Origin of the sequence: Polynucleobacter sp. MWH-Berg-3C6 (assembly GCF_018881855.1) — a bacterium.
Classification (GTDB): domain Bacteria; phylum Pseudomonadota; class Gammaproteobacteria; order Burkholderiales; family Burkholderiaceae; genus Polynucleobacter.
Genome location: NZ_JACVPN010000001.1, coordinates 734,452 through 750,590 on the forward strand (window position 1 = coordinate 734,452; position 16,139 = coordinate 750,590).

Below are 16,139 nucleotides of genomic sequence, written 5' to 3' on the forward strand. Positions count from 1 at the left end.
TAGAGTATTAAGAGTGCCATCTACTGCGGAGTGTCCTGATTGCGGAAATGTGCGGGCATTGTTTAATCAGTGTCCGCATTGTGGCTCTGATCATTTACCCACACTAAGTACCGACACAATCGAAATTAACATCAAGCAAGGTAGCCCCTATGTTGAGGAAGCTCTGGATGAGCTCACCGAACAACTTCGTAAATGCCTAGATCTTGGAATAAAAGCAATTATTCTGATTCATGGATATGGCTCAAGCGGAGAGGGTGGTCGGATTAAATGGGCAATTCATGATGCCCTGGAAAACAACCGCTATTCAGATCGTGTCATTGAGTACTTCTTTGGCGAGAATGTGGCTTATGGAACAGAGGCCTACCAGACGCTATTAAAAAGACGTCCAGGATTAAAGAGATACCTAAAACGCTTCAAAGAAGGTAATGCTGGTATGACGGTGTTATTGTTAGGAGCTCACCCAGGAAGTGCTTAGAATAGAGATATCTCAATCAGGATCATTCCCATGGCAGCCAAAAAATCCAATATTGCAACAGAAGCAGCTGCAGCGAGTTCTGACCAGTTAATTGGAGAATTCAAAGCGCTCATGGCCGATGCTGAAGCATTAATAAAGGCAACAGAGGGTCATGCAGATGGCGCTCTTGGATCAATCCGATCCAAAGCCCTTGAGACTATTGCTGGCGCTAAAGAAAGTCTTTCTGGTATTGAAGGCCAGTTGGCCGATAAGGCGAAAGCCGCCGCTGAGAGTGCGGATGACTTTGTACATCGCAATCCTTGGGAGGCAGTGGGAGTTGCCGCTGGACTAGGCTTATTAATTGGTCTATTTATTCGTCGTCGCTAGGCTGATATGTCCCAAGAAAATTTACTGTCATCGATTAAAAACTTAGCATCTACTGGCGCATCGATTGCGCAAACTCGCTTAGAGCTAATCTCGGTTGATGTACAAATTGCTAGATCCAAATTCATCAGCTTGCTAGTAATGATTGTGAGTGCCTTGTTTTTCTTATTCTTTGGCTTGGTCATGCTCGCATTATTCATTGTCATCTATAGCTGGGAGTCTGATCGCATGATGGCTCTCGGTGTTCTGACGAGCGCCTTTCTATTGATTGGCCTTATTCTGGCCGTACTGATCATGCAATCATTGCGTACTATGCCCAAATTATTTGAGGCATCTATTGCTGAACTTGCTAAGGATCGTGAGGCGCTCTCCAAATGAGCGCTACCTTAAAAGATTTGGAGCTTCGTCAGCATGAGCTTAGAGCCCAGGCTAGCCGAGAGCGCAAACAATTTTCAGAACACTTTGAGGTCTGGGAGAAACCGCTCTCTTGGGCTGACAAAGGTGTTGATACATTTCATTTTCTAAAAAATAATCCAATTCTCTGGACTAGTGCATTCGCAGCGCTGGCGCACTACAGACCTAAGTTAGCCAGTAAGTTCCTTGCTGTAGGTTGGGGTGCAATGAAGCTTTTGAAAAGTGCCAAGAAGCTAATCTAGCTTACCAGTACCGATTTATTGGTGATTCCATGTTGATCAAGCAGTTGCTTGCCATTTAAGAACGAGATTTCCAGCAAGGTAATTGCGCCACACACTTCGAATCCGGCGCTACGTAATAATTTATTGGCAGCAATCAGTGTTCCGCCTGTGGCTAATACATCATCAATCAGCAAAATCTTTGCATTATTGGGAATGCTTGACTGTTGAATCTCCAGGGAGTCAGAGCCATATTCCAGGCCGTAGAATTCTTTATGAGTGGCAAGCGGAAGCTTATTGGGTTTCCTGGCAAGAGCGAGGCCTTTATGAGCATGATGCGCAAGAGCAGAGCCAAAAATAAAGCCCCTGGATTCAATGCCTAAAATATGGGTATAGTCAAAGGACTGTGCCAGGGCCTCTATTTGAGCAATAGCCTCTTTGAAGGCTGCTGGATTAGCCAATAATGGTGAGATATCCCTAAAGAGAATTCCAGGTTTCGGAAAATTGGGCACTCCGGGTAGATAATCTAATAAATTCATTAATGGCAGACATGAAAACAGATCTCCTCATTATCACCGCATTGGAATCCGAGCTCAAGCGCAATGTACTCCCAACAGGGGTGGAGATTGTTTACTCGGGCCTTGGAAAAATTAATGCGGCATTAGCGAGCATGAAGGCAATTGATCAATTTAACCCCAGTGCGATCATGAACTTTGGTACCGCAGGAAAAATTAATCCTCAATTAGATGGTTTGCTCCACATTGGTAAAGTGATTCAGCGCGATATGATGGCTGAGCCTCTTGCGCCAAGAGGCAAGACACCATTTTGCGAGAGACCGTTCGAATATCTTTCCTCCGGAAAGTACGTTTGTGGCTCCGGTGATAGCTCTGTCACTGCTTCCGATCCTTGGTTACTGAGTCAAGGGGTAGATCTGGTAGATATGGAGTTATTTGCTATAGCTTATGTTGCTAATCACCACCAAATTCCGTGGCATTCGTATAAGTACATTACGGATGATGCAAATGAGAGCTCAGGTAATGATTGGCAGGAAAAAGTAAACCATGGACAAGATCTATTTATCCAGAAGTTAAGACAACTGCTGAGTTAAGTACTGATATGGCCCTAGATACCTCTAAGCCTTGGCTAAAAAATTATCCACAAGGCGTTCCTCATGAGATTGGACCTCTAAGTCATACATCGTTGACTGAGTTAATTGATGAGTGCCTTACGCGCTTTGGCAAGCGGAAAGCTGTGGAGGCGATGGGTGGGTTTTTCTCATACAGAGAGCTCGACAAACTCTCCCATGACTTTGCTTCCTATTTACAAACCCTGAACTTAGAGAAGGGTGCACGTGTTGCCTTAATGTATCCTAACGTCATAGAGTACCTAGTGGCAATGATTGGCACTCTGAGGGCCGGTTATGTAGTGGTCAATATCAATCCACTCTATACAGCGCGAGAGCTTGAGGCGCAATTACTTGATAGTGGGGCAGCAGTTCTGGTGGTAATGGAAAACTTTGCTCACATCTATCAAGAAGTAAATCCTATCAAGACTATTGTGCAAGTGATTGTGAGTAGCCCAGGTGAGTTAATGGGCCTCAAAGGTCGCCTCATTAATTGGGTTGCAAGAGATATTAAAAAGTTAATACCTTCTTGGGAGTTTGCCCACATCACTTTTAAGGATGCGCTTGATATAGGTAGTCGGCATCATTTTCAAAAGCCCAAAATTAGTCTAGATGACATTGCCTTCTTGCAATATACCGGTGGCACTACTGGAACCTCTAAAGGGGCCGTGTTGCTTCACCGCAATATTCTGTCTAATGTGGCGCAAATAGAGTATTGGTTAAATCCTGGTTTGAAACAAAAGCCAGAGCAGCAGTTGGTATTTTTGTGTGCCTTACCTATGACCCATATCTTTGCTTTAACGGCCTGTGCTTTGCTGGGTATTGCTAAAGGAAGTCTCTTAGTCCTCGTGCCTAACCCACGCGATATCACCGGCTTTATCAAAATGCTAATCAAGCACCCGAACATCAATATTTTTCCAGGTGTAAATACACTTTTCCATGCACTGATTCACCGACCTGAATTTAAGAAGGTAAAACTTCCCAATTTGTTGGTCACGATTGGTGGAGGTATGGCCGTTCATAAGAAAACAGCTGATCATTGGCAAGCGCTGACAGGTGTGCCAATTGCTCAAGGCTATGGTTTATCGGAGACATCGCCTGTAGTCTGCGTGAACACGCCTCTAGAAAAACATTTCACCGGGCACATTGGCATGCCTTTACCGAGTACCGATGTTGTCATTCTGGATGATGATGAAGTTGAGCTACCAAATGGAACTCCCGGCGAGATCTGTATTCAGGGGCCACAAGTGATGGCGGGCTACTGGAATAAACCAGAGGAGACGGCACATTGCATGACTACCGATGGTTTCTTTAAGTCAGGAGATATCGGCTTCATCACGGATGAGGGCTATGTAGAAATTGTTGACCGTAAGAAAGACATGATTGTGGTAGCAGGCTTTAAAGTTTTTCCTAATGATGTAGAGGATCAATTGGTTCAAATGGATGGCATTAGAGAATGTGCTGTGATTGGTGTACCACACCGTAAGCTAGGAGAAATAGTCAAAGCTTATGTCGTCAGAGATAACCATCACTTAACTGAGGCTGATATCTTGCAATACTGCAAAGACCATATGACCAGTTACAAACGCCCCCGGAAAGTGGTCTTTATTAACGAACTTCCCAAATCTAATGTCGGTAAGATTTTGCGCCGAGAGCTCAGAAACTTATAAATCCACAGCAAGACGATTATTTGCGTGGAGTTTTACCAACCATCTTGGCTGCTCTCAAGAAATCAAAGTCCACACCTTGATCAGCTTGGGTAACAGTATCTAAGAATAGCTTCTTGTATCCCCGTTCAGCAGTAGGTGATGTAATTGGATTTTCTTTAGCACGCTTAGCCAGCTCTTCATCAGAAATTAATAAGCTAATCTCACGATTTTTAACGCTCAAACGAATGCGATCACCATTACGCACATGCGCTAATGGACCACCAATGGCTGACTCAGGGGTAACGTGCAACACGATTGTTCCAAATGCGGTGCCGCTCATGCGTCCATCAGAAATGCGAACGATGTCTTTCACGCCAGCGCGTGCTAGTTTCATGGGGATAGGGATGTAGCCCGCTTCAGGCATGCCAGGTGCACCTTTGGGGCCAATGTTCTTTAGAACCAAAATATCATCGGCCGTAACATCCAAATCGGGACTGTCAATGCGAGTGGCTAAATCTTCAGCATTCTCAAACACCACGGCGCGACCTTCATGCTCCATGAGTTTCTCATTTGCTGCGGATTGTTTAATGATTGCGCCACCAGGTGCCAGGTTGCCATGCAGAACGGCAATACTGCCGCGAGGATAGATTGGCTTATCAAATGGGCGAACAACATCCTGCTTGAAGCTTGGTGGTGCTGCATTAATTTCTTCGCCCAGCGTCCTGCCGGTTACGGTCATTGCATTGAGTTTTAACTGCGGCTTGAGTTCGCGCAATAAAGTGGTCATACCGCCAGCATCATGGAAATTTTCCATGTAATGATCACCAGAGGGTTTTAGATCCACAAGTACTGGAGTTTCATTACCCATTTTGTCCAGGGCATCTAAATCAATCTCTAGGCCCATACGACCAGCAATCGCCGCTAAGTGAACAATGCCATTAGTAGACCCACCAATAGCAAGTAATACACGAATCGCATTCTCAAACGCGTCTGCAGTCAGGATCTTGTCAATCGTTAAGCCATCTTTAGCCATTTGAACTGCACAAGTACCAGTTTCTTCTGCAACTCGGATACGGTCTGCAGTGACTGCTGGTGGGGTAGCTCCACCGGGAACTGTCATACCCAGGGCTTCAGAGATGCAAGCCATGGTGCTGGCAGTACCCATCACCGAGCAAGTACCTACGCTAGCAACCAGTTGATCATTGACTTCATCTTTTTCAATTTCATCGATCTCACCAGCGCGGAACTTGCCCCAGTAGCGACGACAGTCAGTACATGCACCAACACGTTCACTGCGATGTGAGCCCGTTAACATGGAGCCAGTAATGAGCTGAATGGCTGGTAAGCCTGCTGATGCAGCACCCATCATTTGCGCTGGGACAGTTTTATCGCAACCGCCAATCATGACGACCGCATCCATTGGCTGAGCACGCAACATCTCTTCGGTATCCATCGACATGAGATTGCGCAAATACATACTAGTAGGCGCAGCAAAACTCTCATGAATCGAGATGGTCGGAAATTCCATCGGTAGGCCACCAGCGAGCATGACACCGCGTTTCACCGCCTCAATGAGTTGCGGCATATTGCCGTGACATGGGTTGTAAGCGCTGCCAGTATTGATGATGCCGATAACAGGGCGATCTAATGCGCTATTGGTATAGCCCGCACCCTTGATAAATGCCTTACGTAAAAATAATGAGAATCCCTTATCGCCATAACTCGTTAAGCCCTTACGTAAGCCAGTCTCAGGCGCTGTTTTAGGATCTTTTGGCTTGGTGCTCATATTTGTCTCGGTAATGATTAATTATAAAAATACTGTTGATGACTTATTGTAGTCATGCCAGCGTTATAGTTCCTACAAACCGCCACCCCAGCGATATTGCCAAGAAATGCCAACGGCGTTATAGCTCGTATCGGTGCGGGAATAAACACCCGTGCTTCCGGACAGTCGGATAGAGTTATGTTTATCAATCGGATAGGAGAGCGTGCTACCAAAGCGCCAGTTTTCTTGCGAGCCGCTTACTGGCATGCTATTGACATAGGTTTGCCCACCAAAGAAGTAGGTTGCATCAGCAGATATCCAAGCTGTATTTGGGAAGTAATAAATGACATGTGTTTCACTTGAATAGACTGGATTTTGCGACAAGGTATTGCTTCCCAGGTAGCTCGCATTGCTGGTGTAAATCGAGGCCATGCCAGCTAATTCCAGGCGCCATGGACCCACTGCTTGCGAAGCGCCGATACCTGGCTGAATGACTGTGCGATTGCCGCCAACATTAATCATCTGATCGCTGTTGTACTTGCCCCAAGGAATGGAGGCAGCGAGGCTTGCGCCAATAATCAGGTCTTGTTGATAATTTTTGAACTCACTTACGGAGAGTGCAGGTGCGCCATATAAGTTGACTGAGGCCTTAATCATTGGATCAGATAGACCTTCAGCGGATGCATTAATCGCTTGACCAGCTAAGGTGCCAGTGCCAGATAATTCAGAATAGGGTAGCACTAGACTAATTCGTCCCGATTGGCCCGCAACATCGAGGATATGAGTCAGGCTAATGGCTTCAGTAGTTAATTTATATGTACCGCTTTTGACTTGTGCAATACCGCCTGTAACAAAGTTAATACCAATAGGGGCATTGGAATAAGCACGGGCTTCAATTTCTTGAGCTTGAACGTTGGCAGATATAAAACCTAAAGCAAAAATCCAAAAAAGAGTTCTTGAGTGTAAGGTCAAAGCTTGAGACCTCAAAAAAATCAAGCAGCAGAATCTTTTTTGCCAAAAAGGATATTGAGCGTCGTATCCTCACCCAGGGCCAATCTGATACCAACCAATACAAGATATGGCCAAACGATTAGCCAATAAACCATAGTCATGGCTAAGACATGCAGAGGATTTTTTTGGCCAAAACTGGTCATCGCATCAATAAAGTTTTTACCGTGAATCAGCCCCTCAACTCCGGCTTCAATATAGTTCAAACTCAGAACAACAAAAATATAGAAGAGTGATTCAAGAAAGAGGGATTTAATAATCCCATGGTTTTTACTGATCTTAATTGGAAAGATGGCCTGGGCTATCAACATAAACTTGGCACAAAGGCCCGCTTTGATGAGGGCAAGCCCAAAAATAGAGAAGGTAATCGGATGACCTTCTGAATTGGTGACGGCTAAAAAAGTCAGGGCACAGAACCAAGTGCCAAAATAAGCAGTCAGAACTAAAGCCTTCTTAGCTTCCCCTTCAAGCTTTTCCTTGATGCCTTCAGAATGAGTTTCAGTGCTTGAGTTTGTTTTCATTACTTAAGCATTACAGCAAGACTCGCCGCTAGAGCAGGCTGACGTGGTCTCAACCGGTGCTGGCTCATGCGTGTAGCGTGCGATGAAGGCATGCTGACTGCGTAGTGGTAGCTTGATCCACACGAAGTGACCAGATCCTGGAGCAACATCAATTGGCTCGCCGGCCATATTCCACATGGCATCTAAGACAATGTCTTGATTACCTTGAGGTTCGATGATTTCGATTTTGTCGCCAACAGAGAAGCGGTTTTTAACATCGACTTTGACTCTGCCAGAGGCTACATCGATATCCAGTGTTTCGCCAACGTACAAACTTCTACCCGAGAGAGAGTGGCCGCGCATATAGAGTTGATATTCTTTATCGTGATGACGTTCATAAAAGCCATCGGTATAGCCACGATTTGCAAGGCCTTCTAAATTGCCAAGCAGAGTCGTATTAAAGGGCCTGCCTGCTACAGCATCATCAATAGCTGAGCGATAGGCCTGACATGTGCGTGAAACGTAATAGGGCGATTTGGTACGGCCTTCAATTTTGAAGGAGTCAACCCCCATCTTTGTTAATCTCTCGATATGCTCAACAGCGCGCAAGTCTTTGGAGTTCATGATGTAGGTGCCGTGCTCATCTTCTTCCATGGGCATCAATTCATCTGGACGACGGGCTTCTTGGAGCAAAACAACATCACCACTAGAAGTTTGCTGCCCAGGCTTAACCTTGTAATCCCAACGACAAGCATTAGTGCAGGCACCCTGATTGGGGTCGCGATGGGACATATAACCTGACAAAAGGCAACGGCCAGAGTAGGCAATACATAAGGCGCCATGCACAAAGACTTCAAGCTCCATTTCGGGACAATCTTGACGCACTTCTTCAATTTCATCAAAAGACAGTTCACGAGATAGAATCACTCGGCTAATGCCAACGGAGCGCCAGAATTTGGCAGATGCTCCATTAACAGTATTGGCTTGCACTGATAAATGAATCGGCATATCAGGCCATGCTTCTCTAGCCATCATGATCAAACCAGGATCTGACATGATGAGAGCATCAGGCTTCAAATCCACCACTGGTGACATATCTTTAATATAGGTGCGAGTTTTTGCACCGTGAGGCAATAGGTTAGAAACCAAGTAAAACTTTTTACCTAGGTTATGTGCGGTATCAATGCCTTGCTTGAGTACCTCGATCTTGCCAAAGTCATTATTGCGAACTCTTAAAGAATAGCGAGGCTGGCCAGCATAGATCGCATCGGCTCCGAATTCGAAAGCAGTTTGCAACATGGAAAGGCTGCCGGCAGGGGCTAGAAGTTCTGGGGTCTTGGTCATGGGGTGTATTTTAAGGCTCTTGGGAGATTTTAGGTTTTGGCCTATTGCTTAAGTAAAAACACCTAAAAAAGCGGTTTTCCCTGCCTGAAGGATCTTTGGCAATGCTATATTGGCCCTTATAAATATAAATTAGGGCATTAGCCCAAAAGGAGACGAAATGAAATGGATGGCATCAGCACTAGTGGCGCTAATTTCTTGTTTATTCGCTGGTCAAGCATTCGCGGCCGGGAAGATTCAGATGAATGAGTACATGGTGCAAAGCGATACTCCAGGCATTTCTCTCTATGTCCGCAATAAGCATTTAGCTGGCATGAAGAAATTTACTGCCGAGAAAACATTGCTTTATGTTCATGGCTCTACTTATCCAGCAGAAACTGCCTTTGATTTATCGCTAGGGGGAACCTCATGGATGGAGTACATGGCTGCAAGAGGCTACGACGTCTGGTTAGTCGATCTTCGTGGTTATGGTAAATCTACTCGCCCACCTGAGATGGATCAGCCTGCCGATCAAAACCCCCCGATTGTCAGAACAGATACAGCAGTAAAGGACGTATCCAGTGCTGTTGATTACATCTTAAAGAAGCGCAACATTAATAAGATGAATCTGCTTGGTTGGTCTTGGGGTACGACCATTATGGGTAAGTACACTACCGAGAATAACGAGAAGGTTAACAAATTAGTGCTCTATGCGCCGCAGTGGCTGCGGCAAGGCGGAGCGCCATTAACGGACAAAGGTGGTCAACTGGGTGCCTATAGAGTTGCCTCAATTGCAGATGCCAAAAATCGCTGGCTTACTGGCGTGCCTGAGAGTGCTAAAGCAACGCTTATTCCAGCAGGTTGGTTTGAGAAGTGGTCAGAAGCTACTTTTGATACAGATCCATGGGGAAGAACCCAAACCCCTAAGAAGCTCAGAGCGCCAAACGGTACAGTGCAAGATGCTCGTGAGTTTTGGACTGCCGGCATTCCGGTATATGAGCCTAAAAATATTCGTGTGCCAGTCATGCTCGTTCATGCAGAGTGGGATGCAGACTTACCAAGCTACATGCTTTATGAATACTTCACAAAGCTAGAAAATGCTCCTTACAAAATCATGCTGCAGATCAGTGAAGGCACTCACACCATCATTATGGAAAAGAATCGCATGTTGATGTTTACAGGTGTTCAGGAGTTCTTAGATGGCAATTTCAAGCCTGAGAAATAAGAATTTCCCAAAAGAAAAAGCCCCTAGATTGCTCTAGGGGCTTTACTTATTTGGCTCCTCGACCTGGGCTCGAACCAGGGACCTACGGATTAACAGTCCGGCGCTCTACCGACTGAGCTATCGAGGAATAAGCGGATATTATAGCAAGATGCGCTCACTACTTCCTACCTCTGTACAGATCCCTAAAGTACTGACGATTGCTGGCTCAGACAGCGGTGGCGGGGCGGGGCTTCAGGCTGACCTGAAGGTCATCACCGCCCTTGGGGCTTATGCGATGTCGGTCATCACTGCCATCACAGCTCAAAACACCCTAGGAGTCACGCGCATTCAGGATGTGGATCTAGATGTTGTGGAGGCCCAGATTGATGCAGTCTTAGTAGATATCGGGGCAGATATTGTCAAAATCGGAATGCTGGCTAGCCCAGAAATTGTTCGAACTGTAGCCCAATCATTATCTCGTCATGGGGTAAAGCGGATAGTACTTGACCCCGTCTTGCGAGCCACTTCAGGTGCAAGTCTTGGTGGTGATGACACAGCTCAAGCCATGATTGCCGAATTATTTCCGATGGCAATATTGATTACGCCAAATATGGATGAGGCATCCTTATTGTTAGGTCGCGACATTTTAGGTCCAGACGATTTCAAGCTTGCTGCACAACAGTTGCTGGATATGGGGCCGCAGGCCGTCTTGATTAAGGGCGGTCATCTTGATGCAACTCACACTCAAATCACTGATTTTCTGATGTGGAAAACCATTGAAGATGGATTAGAGGTGGTGCAGTCAAAAGAATTCAAACACTATCGTGTGAATACTTCCAATACCCATGGCACAGGTTGCTCTTTAGCTTCCGCAATAGCCACTTATTTGGCTGGAGGTCATGATTTAAGTCATGCAGTAGCAAAAGCAATTGCTTACGTAGAAGCGGGCTTAGAAGCGGGTTGTTTCTTAAGTATTGGCGAGGGTCCTGGGCCCTTGTGGCATATGCATGATTTCTATCCAACAGCTTTGTTGGACGAAAAAGGGAATTACTAAGAGTTTTCTGGGCGCTTACAAGCTATTGCATTAATTCTTGTAAATGTTTGATCGCAGCTTTTGGATCTTTGGCTTGCGTTATAGCCCTTACAACCGCTACTGAGCCAACACCACTTTTAGAAACAGCACGAATACTGTCCTGATCAATTCCACCAATGGCCACCAAGGGATAGTGGCTCATGAGTTTGGCGTATTGATATAAGCGACCCAAACCTTGTGGCGCAGTAGGCATCACTTTTAAGTTTGTGGGGAAGACTGCTCCCATCGCAATATAACTGGGGCAAAAGCGATCTACATAAGCCATCTCTGCGTAACCATGAGTGCTTAAACCCAAACGCAAACCAGCCACACGAATTTCATCTAAATTGGCAGTTGCGATATCTTCTTGACCAAGGTGGACGCCATAGGCGCCAGCTTCAATGGCTTGCTCCCAATAATCATTGATAAAGAGCAGAGTCTTGCTATTTTTAGTTGCGGCAACTGCTTCTTTGATTTGTTTTCTGATTTTGGATCTATCGTCTGACTTAAAACGCAATTGCACTGTTGGCAACTCAGCATCAACCATCCGTTTGACCCAATCTGCATCGGGCATTACGCCATATAAACCTAAACGATTTGGGCATTCTGCAAAGGCATTGGGATTCATATTGCGAGTCCAGGGCAGTAAATCAAAATGCTCTGGTCTGTTAGGCCATTTCTGAGCATTAAAGCCACCATCTCTCTGAGTCATGCGAGACCAGGCTTTACCTAATACCTTCGCATCAGATTCAATAAAGCCCATATGGATTGCGGCAAGAGCACCAGCTAATTCATAGTGATCAGTAGCGGCTTCATTATCAATTCTGGGTGGTGGATTGCCAGGTGTAAATTGAGGAATCGAGAGACATAGATCGTCACTGCAATGGGCTGCAATAATTTGCTCAGCAAGATCCCGAATAAGACTCATTAGCTCTGATGCCAAAAAGGGGTGCCAACTAAGGGTGTGCTTGCTTGAGCAGATTCTTGTGGTTTCATAGCGCCAGATAAATAAGCAGCGCGGCCAGCATCCACTGCCATTGCAAAGGCTTTGGCCATAACAACAGGATCTTCTGCTAGCGCAACAGCAGTGTTTAATAAAACGCCATCAAAACCCCATTCCATGACAGTGCAAGCGTGGGATGGTAGACCAAGGCCTGCATCAACCAGTAGGGGTACTTTTAGTCGGTCGCGCAACAGCTTCATGGCATAGGGATTGAGAGGTCCCTGACCAGTTCCAATTGGGGCAGCCCAAGGCATAACAGCTTGGCAACCAACATCGACTAAACGTTGGCACAAAATTAAATCTTCAGTGCAGTAGGGTAATACTTTGAAGCCATCTTTGATTAATGTCTCGGCAGTTTGAACTAAACGTAAGGTATCTGGTTGCAAGGTGTAATCATCGCCAATCAATTCCAATTTAATCCAATCGGTCTCAAAAACTTCACGAGCCATTTGTGCGGTAGTAATCACTTCCTGTGGGCTATGACAGCCTGCGGTATTGGGCAGAACGGGTACGGCCATCTTTTTCAGGAGATCCCAAAAACCACTATGCGCCTCAGTAGTTGAGGTGCCCTGGCGGCGCAAGCTCACAGTAATCATCGCTGGATTGGATGTTTGCACAGCATTTTCCAAGACCTGTGGAGATGGATACCGTGAGGTTCCTAACAGTAGACGGCTAGCAAAGCTCTCGCCATAGAGGACTAGAGCATCAGCGCTATTGAGATTATTGGGTAATGGTGCTGTCATGAATATTTAACCCCCGGTAACCGGAGCAATGATTTCTATTTGGTCATTCTCATTGAGAAGAAACTCACCGTGCTTAGTCTTAGGTACAAAGTTCAAATTGACAGCCACAGCATAGGGCGGCTTAGCCTCAATTAAAGAAAGCACATCAGAGATCACGCTCTGAGTGGGAAGTTCATGCTCAATTTGGTTCACGATTACACGCATAAGCTAGCCTCGTGACTATTAGACTCTTGAGTGATGTTCAGGCCCAAATCTAATGCGGTATTACTGTCACCGGATGCTAGAAGCTCTAAAGCACAGTCTAAGGCAGCTGGCGCGATCATAAAACCATGGCGATATAAGCCATTGATCATGATTAAATCTGAGAGTCCTTTATCTTTGCGAGTTTTGATTTCTGGAAGATTGTTCTTCAGGGTAGGACGACATTGAGTTGCCATTTCCAGAATGCGGGCCTCAGCAAAGCCACTATGCACTGTATAAACGGCACTTAGTAACTCCATCGCTGAGCGCACGCTCATTTCAGATAGATCATCTGATTCAATTTCAGTAGCGCCGACAACGTAAACATCATTTTCTTTGGGTGCGATATAGATTGGATAGCGGGGATGAATCAAACGTGTAGGGCGCCTGAGTTTTACTTCTGGAGCATAGAGACGAATCACTTCACCACGGACACCGCGCAAGTTGTTGCTCCAGCCATCCTTAGCGCCGGTGCCACGGCAGTCAATGACTGCTTGATAAGAGTGATCTTTACGAAGCTCATCTGGATTGACTGCGGTATTCCAGTGGCAACGAACTTTCAGATTATTCAACTCGATGAGAAGTGCATCCAATAGCTGACGATTATCAAGCTGCCCCTCATTTGGTAAAAATAGGCCTTGTGTGAAACGATCTGCTACACCAGGCTCAAGACCGCGGACTGCTTCATTGTCAAGTTTTTGCGGCAATGAAAGCAAAGAATTATTGCGGCAGTTGCGCTCTAAGTGGGCAGTAAATCGTTCTGCATCGCTGGTATCTTGCCGATGCCATAAGATCAATGTGCCATCTTGTTGAAAAAACACTGGAGTCGACAGCTGGCCAATCAGCTCTTTCCATCGTGGCAGACTATGAATACCCATGCGCACAACCGAATCTTCGGTAATAGCGGATTCTGCAAGCGGGGCTAACATGGCTGCAGCAATGCGGGCAGTGGCACCACTTGCGTTTGATTCGCCTTTATCAAAAAGCTCTACTTGAGCGCCTTGCCGTGCAAGTGCTACTGCCAGTAGGCGGCCCATTAGGCCGCCACCAACAATCGCGTACTTGCTATTTGAGAACGAAGCGCTATTCACAATCAGCCCAGATCTACTTACTGATAAATCTCGCTACCACGCTTGCGGAACTCTGCTGACATCTCTTCCATACCTTTTGCTGGATCTGAAGAGGCTTCTGCAGTGATCGGAATCACTTTTGCTTTCGGGTTTCCATCAGCATCGAGCGTTGCGGCGTAATCACGTACTTCTTGAGTGATCTTCATTGAGCAGAACTTCGGACCACACATTGAGCAGAAGTGTGCAATCTTCGCGCCTTCAGCTGGCAAGGTGGCATCATGATATTCACGCGCACGCTCTGGATCTAAACCGAGATTAAATTGATCTTCCCAGCGGAACTCAAAACGCGCTTTGGAAAGAGCGTTGTCGCGTACTTGTGCACCAGGCAAGCCTTTGGCTAAGTCGGCACCATGAGCGGCAATCTTGTAAGTGATGATGCCTTCACGGACATCCTCTTTATCTGGCAGACCTAAGTGCTCTTTTGGGGTGACATAGCAAAGCATCGCTGTGCCATACCAACCAATTTGGGCTGCACCAATACCGCTGGTGATGTGATCATAACCGGGAGCAATATCAGTGATCAATGGTCCAAGGGTGTAGAAGGGGGCTTCTAAACAATGCTTCAGTTCCTCGGTCATATTCTCTTCAATGCGCTGCATTGGAACGTGACCAGGGCCCTCAATCATGACCTGAACATCATGTTTCCAGGCTTTCGCTGTGAGTTCACCTAAGGTATGGAGTTCACCAAACTGAGCAGCATCGTTGGAGTCAGCAATGCAACCTGGACGTAAGCCATCGCCTAAGCTAAATGACACGTCATAGGCTTTCATGATCTCGCAGATCTCATCAAACTTGGTATAGAGGAAGTTTTCTTTGTGGTGGGCCAAACACCACTTCGCCATGATGGAGCCACCACGAGATACGATGCCGGTGATGCGATCTGCTGTCAGTGGTACGTACCGAAGCAATACGCCTGCATGGATAGTGAAGTAATCCACACCTTGCTCTGCTTGCTCAATCAAGGTATCACGGAACATTTCCCAGGTGAGATCTTCTGCAATACCACCGGTTTTATCTAAGGCTTGGTAAATTGGTACTGTACCAATCGGCACAGGTGAATTACGGATAATCCATTCACGGGTTTCATGAATATGTTTGCCGGTGGAAAGATCCATGATGGTGTCTGCACCCCAACGGATCGACCACACCATTTTCTCAACTTCTTCATTGATTGAGGAAGTGACAGCAGAGTTACCGAGGTTACCGTTAATCTTCACGCGGAAGTTACGACCAATAATCATCGGCTCTAATTCAGGGTGATTAATATTCGCAGGAATAATCGCGCGACCAGCAGCAATTTCAGAGCGTACAAATTCACCGGTGACAATATCAGGCAGGTTTGCGCCATATGACTTACCGGGATGTTGCTTGAGAAGCTGCTTGTAGGCTGGGTCTTTGCGCAGTTGCTCTAGTCCCATAGATTCACGCAGGGCAACGTATTCCATTTCTGGAGTAACGATGCCTTTACGGGCGTAATACATCTGGCTTACATTGCTGCCGGCTTTGGCAACACGTGGTGCACTGATGTGGGCAAAGCGTAAATTTTGGGTTGCCTCATCTTGAGAGCGGGCAACTCCGTATTCGGAACTTGGGCCGGCGAGTTGAATAGTGTCATTACGTTCAGCAATCCAAGCATCACGCAATCTTGGCAATCCTTTTTCCAGATTAATGACGATATCGGGATCGCTATACGGACCTGAGGTGTCATAGACTGGTACTGGTGGATTAGGCATCATCTCTTCGCCGACACGAGTTGGCAATTGTTCGATCATGCGAATTGGCGCCTTCACATCCGGACGTGAACCTTGTAGGTAGGTTTTGGTTGATGCAGGGTAGGCAAACTTCTGACCAAAGTCGCGTTCTAAGCTTTTTAAGCTTGGAATTTCATGTTTGGTTTTTTGATTATCTTTAC

General features: G+C 46.2%; 18 protein-coding genes and 1 tRNA gene. 8 read left to right on the forward strand and 11 right to left on the reverse strand.

Annotated elements, in window-relative coordinates:
- The first annotated feature begins 13 nt into the window (after nt 1-13).
- The 4 genes from ICN13_RS03800 to ICN13_RS03815 are packed head-to-tail and all read left to right on the forward strand — an operon-like array spanning nt 14 to nt 1,494.
- Entirely contained in the window at nt 14-475 is a 462-nt protein-coding gene (locus ICN13_RS03800; RefSeq protein ID WP_216139033.1) for a Smr/MutS family protein, read from the forward strand.
- A gap of 30 nt (nt 476-505) precedes the next feature.
- Nucleotides 506-841 carry a YqjD family protein gene (locus ICN13_RS03805; protein ID WP_216139034.1) on the forward strand — a complete coding sequence of 112 codons (336 nt, stop codon included), beginning with the start codon at nt 506-508 and terminating at the stop codon, nt 839-841.
- 6 nt (nt 842-847) lie between these two features.
- On the forward strand, nt 848-1,216 hold the full coding sequence (locus ICN13_RS03810) for a phage holin family protein (RefSeq protein WP_216139035.1): 369 nt from the start codon (nt 848-850) through the stop codon (nt 1,214-1,216).
- Complete coding sequence (locus tag ICN13_RS03815; protein WP_216139036.1) at nt 1,213-1,494, forward strand: YqjK-like family protein; 282 nt, start codon at nt 1,213-1,215, stop codon at nt 1,492-1,494. Before ICN13_RS03810 ends, ICN13_RS03815 begins: the two co-directional genes overlap by 4 nt.
- On the opposite strand, the gene ICN13_RS03820 is transcribed toward ICN13_RS03815, so the two are convergent.
- Nucleotides 1,491-2,009, reverse strand: coding sequence for an adenine phosphoribosyltransferase (locus ICN13_RS03820; protein ID WP_216139037.1), 519 nt, complete (start codon nt 2,007-2,009; stop codon nt 1,491-1,493). The two genes, ICN13_RS03815 and ICN13_RS03820, sit on opposite strands and share 4 nt — an antisense overlap.
- Nucleotides 2,010-2,020: 11 nt before the next feature.
- On the opposite strand from ICN13_RS03820, the gene ICN13_RS03825 reads away from it, so the two are divergent.
- Together ICN13_RS03825 and ICN13_RS03830 are read left to right on the forward strand one after the other, a co-directional pair.
- Entirely contained in the window at nt 2,021-2,578 is a 558-nt protein-coding gene (locus ICN13_RS03825; RefSeq protein WP_216139038.1) for a 5'-methylthioadenosine nucleosidase, read from the forward strand.
- Nucleotides 2,579-2,586: 8 nt separating this feature from the next.
- Nucleotides 2,587-4,263 carry an AMP-binding protein gene (locus tag ICN13_RS03830; protein WP_216139039.1) on the forward strand — a complete coding sequence of 559 codons (1,677 nt, stop codon included), beginning with the start codon at nt 2,587-2,589 and terminating at the stop codon, nt 4,261-4,263.
- A 16-nt stretch (nt 4,264-4,279) separates the two neighbouring features.
- Here ICN13_RS03830 and ICN13_RS03835 read toward each other — a convergent pair whose 3' ends face one another.
- From ICN13_RS03835 to yegQ, 4 genes are all read right to left on the reverse strand, one after another.
- Nucleotides 4,280-6,028, reverse strand: a complete 1,749-nt coding sequence (locus ICN13_RS03835) for an IlvD/Edd family dehydratase (RefSeq protein WP_216139040.1) — start codon at nt 6,026-6,028, stop codon at nt 4,280-4,282.
- Between the two features lie 72 nt (nt 6,029-6,100).
- Nucleotides 6,101-6,979, reverse strand: a complete 879-nt coding sequence (locus ICN13_RS03840) for a transporter (RefSeq protein WP_216139041.1) — start codon at nt 6,977-6,979, stop codon at nt 6,101-6,103.
- A gap of 20 nt (nt 6,980-6,999) precedes the next feature.
- Nucleotides 7,000-7,536 (reverse strand): hypothetical protein, encoded by a 537-nt coding sequence (locus tag ICN13_RS03845; protein ID WP_216139042.1) that lies wholly within the window; start codon nt 7,534-7,536, stop codon nt 7,000-7,002.
- Nucleotides 7,537-7,539: 3 nt separating this feature from the next.
- Entirely contained in the window at nt 7,540-8,859 is a 1,320-nt protein-coding gene (gene yegQ, locus ICN13_RS03850; RefSeq protein ID WP_216139043.1) for a tRNA 5-hydroxyuridine modification protein YegQ, read from the reverse strand.
- A 157-nt stretch (nt 8,860-9,016) separates the two neighbouring features.
- On the opposite strand from yegQ, the gene ICN13_RS03855 reads away from it, so the two are divergent.
- Complete coding sequence (locus tag ICN13_RS03855) at nt 9,017-10,060, forward strand: alpha/beta hydrolase (RefSeq protein WP_216139044.1); 1,044 nt, start codon at nt 9,017-9,019, stop codon at nt 10,058-10,060.
- A 51-nt stretch (nt 10,061-10,111) separates the two neighbouring features.
- On the opposite strand, the gene ICN13_RS03860 is transcribed toward ICN13_RS03855, so the two are convergent.
- Nucleotides 10,112-10,187 (reverse strand) — tRNA-Asn (locus ICN13_RS03860).
- A gap of 21 nt (nt 10,188-10,208) precedes the next feature.
- Here ICN13_RS03860 and thiD point away from each other — a divergent pair.
- Nucleotides 10,209-11,093 carry a bifunctional hydroxymethylpyrimidine kinase/phosphomethylpyrimidine kinase gene (thiD, locus tag ICN13_RS03865; protein WP_216139045.1) on the forward strand — a complete coding sequence of 295 codons (885 nt, stop codon included), beginning with the start codon at nt 10,209-10,211 and terminating at the stop codon, nt 11,091-11,093.
- A gap of 22 nt (nt 11,094-11,115) precedes the next feature.
- Here the strand turns inward: thiD and thiE are convergent, their stop codons facing one another.
- From thiE to thiC, 5 genes are read right to left on the reverse strand one after another with little or no spacing between them, the layout of a single operon-like run.
- Nucleotides 11,116-12,039 (reverse strand): thiamine phosphate synthase, encoded by a 924-nt coding sequence (gene thiE / locus ICN13_RS03870; protein WP_216139046.1) that lies wholly within the window; start codon nt 12,037-12,039, stop codon nt 11,116-11,118.
- Entirely contained in the window at nt 12,039-12,857 is an 819-nt protein-coding gene (locus ICN13_RS03875) for a thiazole synthase (RefSeq protein WP_216139047.1), read from the reverse strand. The genes thiE and ICN13_RS03875 overlap by 1 nt, the downstream gene beginning before the upstream one ends.
- Nucleotides 12,858-12,863: 6 nt before the next feature.
- Nucleotides 12,864-13,061 carry a sulfur carrier protein ThiS gene (gene thiS, locus ICN13_RS03880; protein ID WP_216139048.1) on the reverse strand — a complete coding sequence of 66 codons (198 nt, stop codon included), beginning with the start codon at nt 13,059-13,061 and terminating at the stop codon, nt 12,864-12,866.
- On the reverse strand, nt 13,052-14,188 hold the full coding sequence (locus ICN13_RS03885; RefSeq protein ID WP_370622944.1) for an FAD-dependent oxidoreductase: 1,137 nt from the start codon (nt 14,186-14,188) through the stop codon (nt 13,052-13,054). Before ICN13_RS03885 ends, thiS begins: the two co-directional genes overlap by 10 nt.
- A gap of 17 nt (nt 14,189-14,205) precedes the next feature.
- Nucleotides 14,206-16,110: a phosphomethylpyrimidine synthase ThiC gene (gene thiC, locus ICN13_RS03890; RefSeq protein WP_216139286.1), complete on the reverse strand. Its 1,905-nt coding sequence runs from the start codon at nt 16,108-16,110 to the stop codon at nt 14,206-14,208.
- Nucleotides 16,111-16,139: the final 29 nt, after the last annotated feature.

Coding starts and splice junctions, on each gene's coding strand:
- ICN13_RS03805 (WP_216139034.1), top strand. CDS start 506: ATGGCAGCCAAAAAATCCAATATTGCAACAGAAGCAGCTGCAGCGAGT.
- ICN13_RS03810 (WP_216139035.1), top strand. CDS start 848: ATGTCCCAAGAAAATTTACTGTCATCGATTAAAAACTTAGCATCTACT.
- ICN13_RS03815 (WP_216139036.1), top strand. CDS start 1,213: ATGAGCGCTACCTTAAAAGATTTGGAGCTTCGTCAGCATGAGCTTAGA.
- ICN13_RS03820 (WP_216139037.1), bottom strand. CDS start 2,009: ATGAATTTATTAGATTATCTACCCGGAGTGCCCAATTTTCCGAAACCT.
- ICN13_RS03825 (WP_216139038.1), top strand. CDS start 2,021: ATGAAAACAGATCTCCTCATTATCACCGCATTGGAATCCGAGCTCAAG.
- ICN13_RS03830 (WP_216139039.1), top strand. CDS start 2,587: ATGGCCCTAGATACCTCTAAGCCTTGGCTAAAAAATTATCCACAAGGC.
- ICN13_RS03835 (WP_216139040.1), bottom strand. CDS start 6,028: ATGAGCACCAAGCCAAAAGATCCTAAAACAGCGCCTGAGACTGGCTTA.
- ICN13_RS03845 (WP_216139042.1), bottom strand. CDS start 7,536: ATGAAAACAAACTCAAGCACTGAAACTCATTCTGAAGGCATCAAGGAA.
- yegQ (WP_216139043.1), bottom strand. CDS start 8,859: ATGACCAAGACCCCAGAACTTCTAGCCCCTGCCGGCAGCCTTTCCATG.
- ICN13_RS03855 (WP_216139044.1), top strand. CDS start 9,017: ATGAAATGGATGGCATCAGCACTAGTGGCGCTAATTTCTTGTTTATTC.
- thiD (WP_216139045.1), top strand. CDS start 10,209: ATGCGCTCACTACTTCCTACCTCTGTACAGATCCCTAAAGTACTGACG.
- thiE (WP_216139046.1), bottom strand. CDS start 12,039: ATGAGTCTTATTCGGGATCTTGCTGAGCAAATTATTGCAGCCCATTGC.
- ICN13_RS03875 (WP_216139047.1), bottom strand. CDS start 12,857: ATGACAGCACCATTACCCAATAATCTCAATAGCGCTGATGCTCTAGTC.
- thiS (WP_216139048.1), bottom strand. CDS start 13,061: ATGCGTGTAATCGTGAACCAAATTGAGCATGAACTTCCCACTCAGAGC.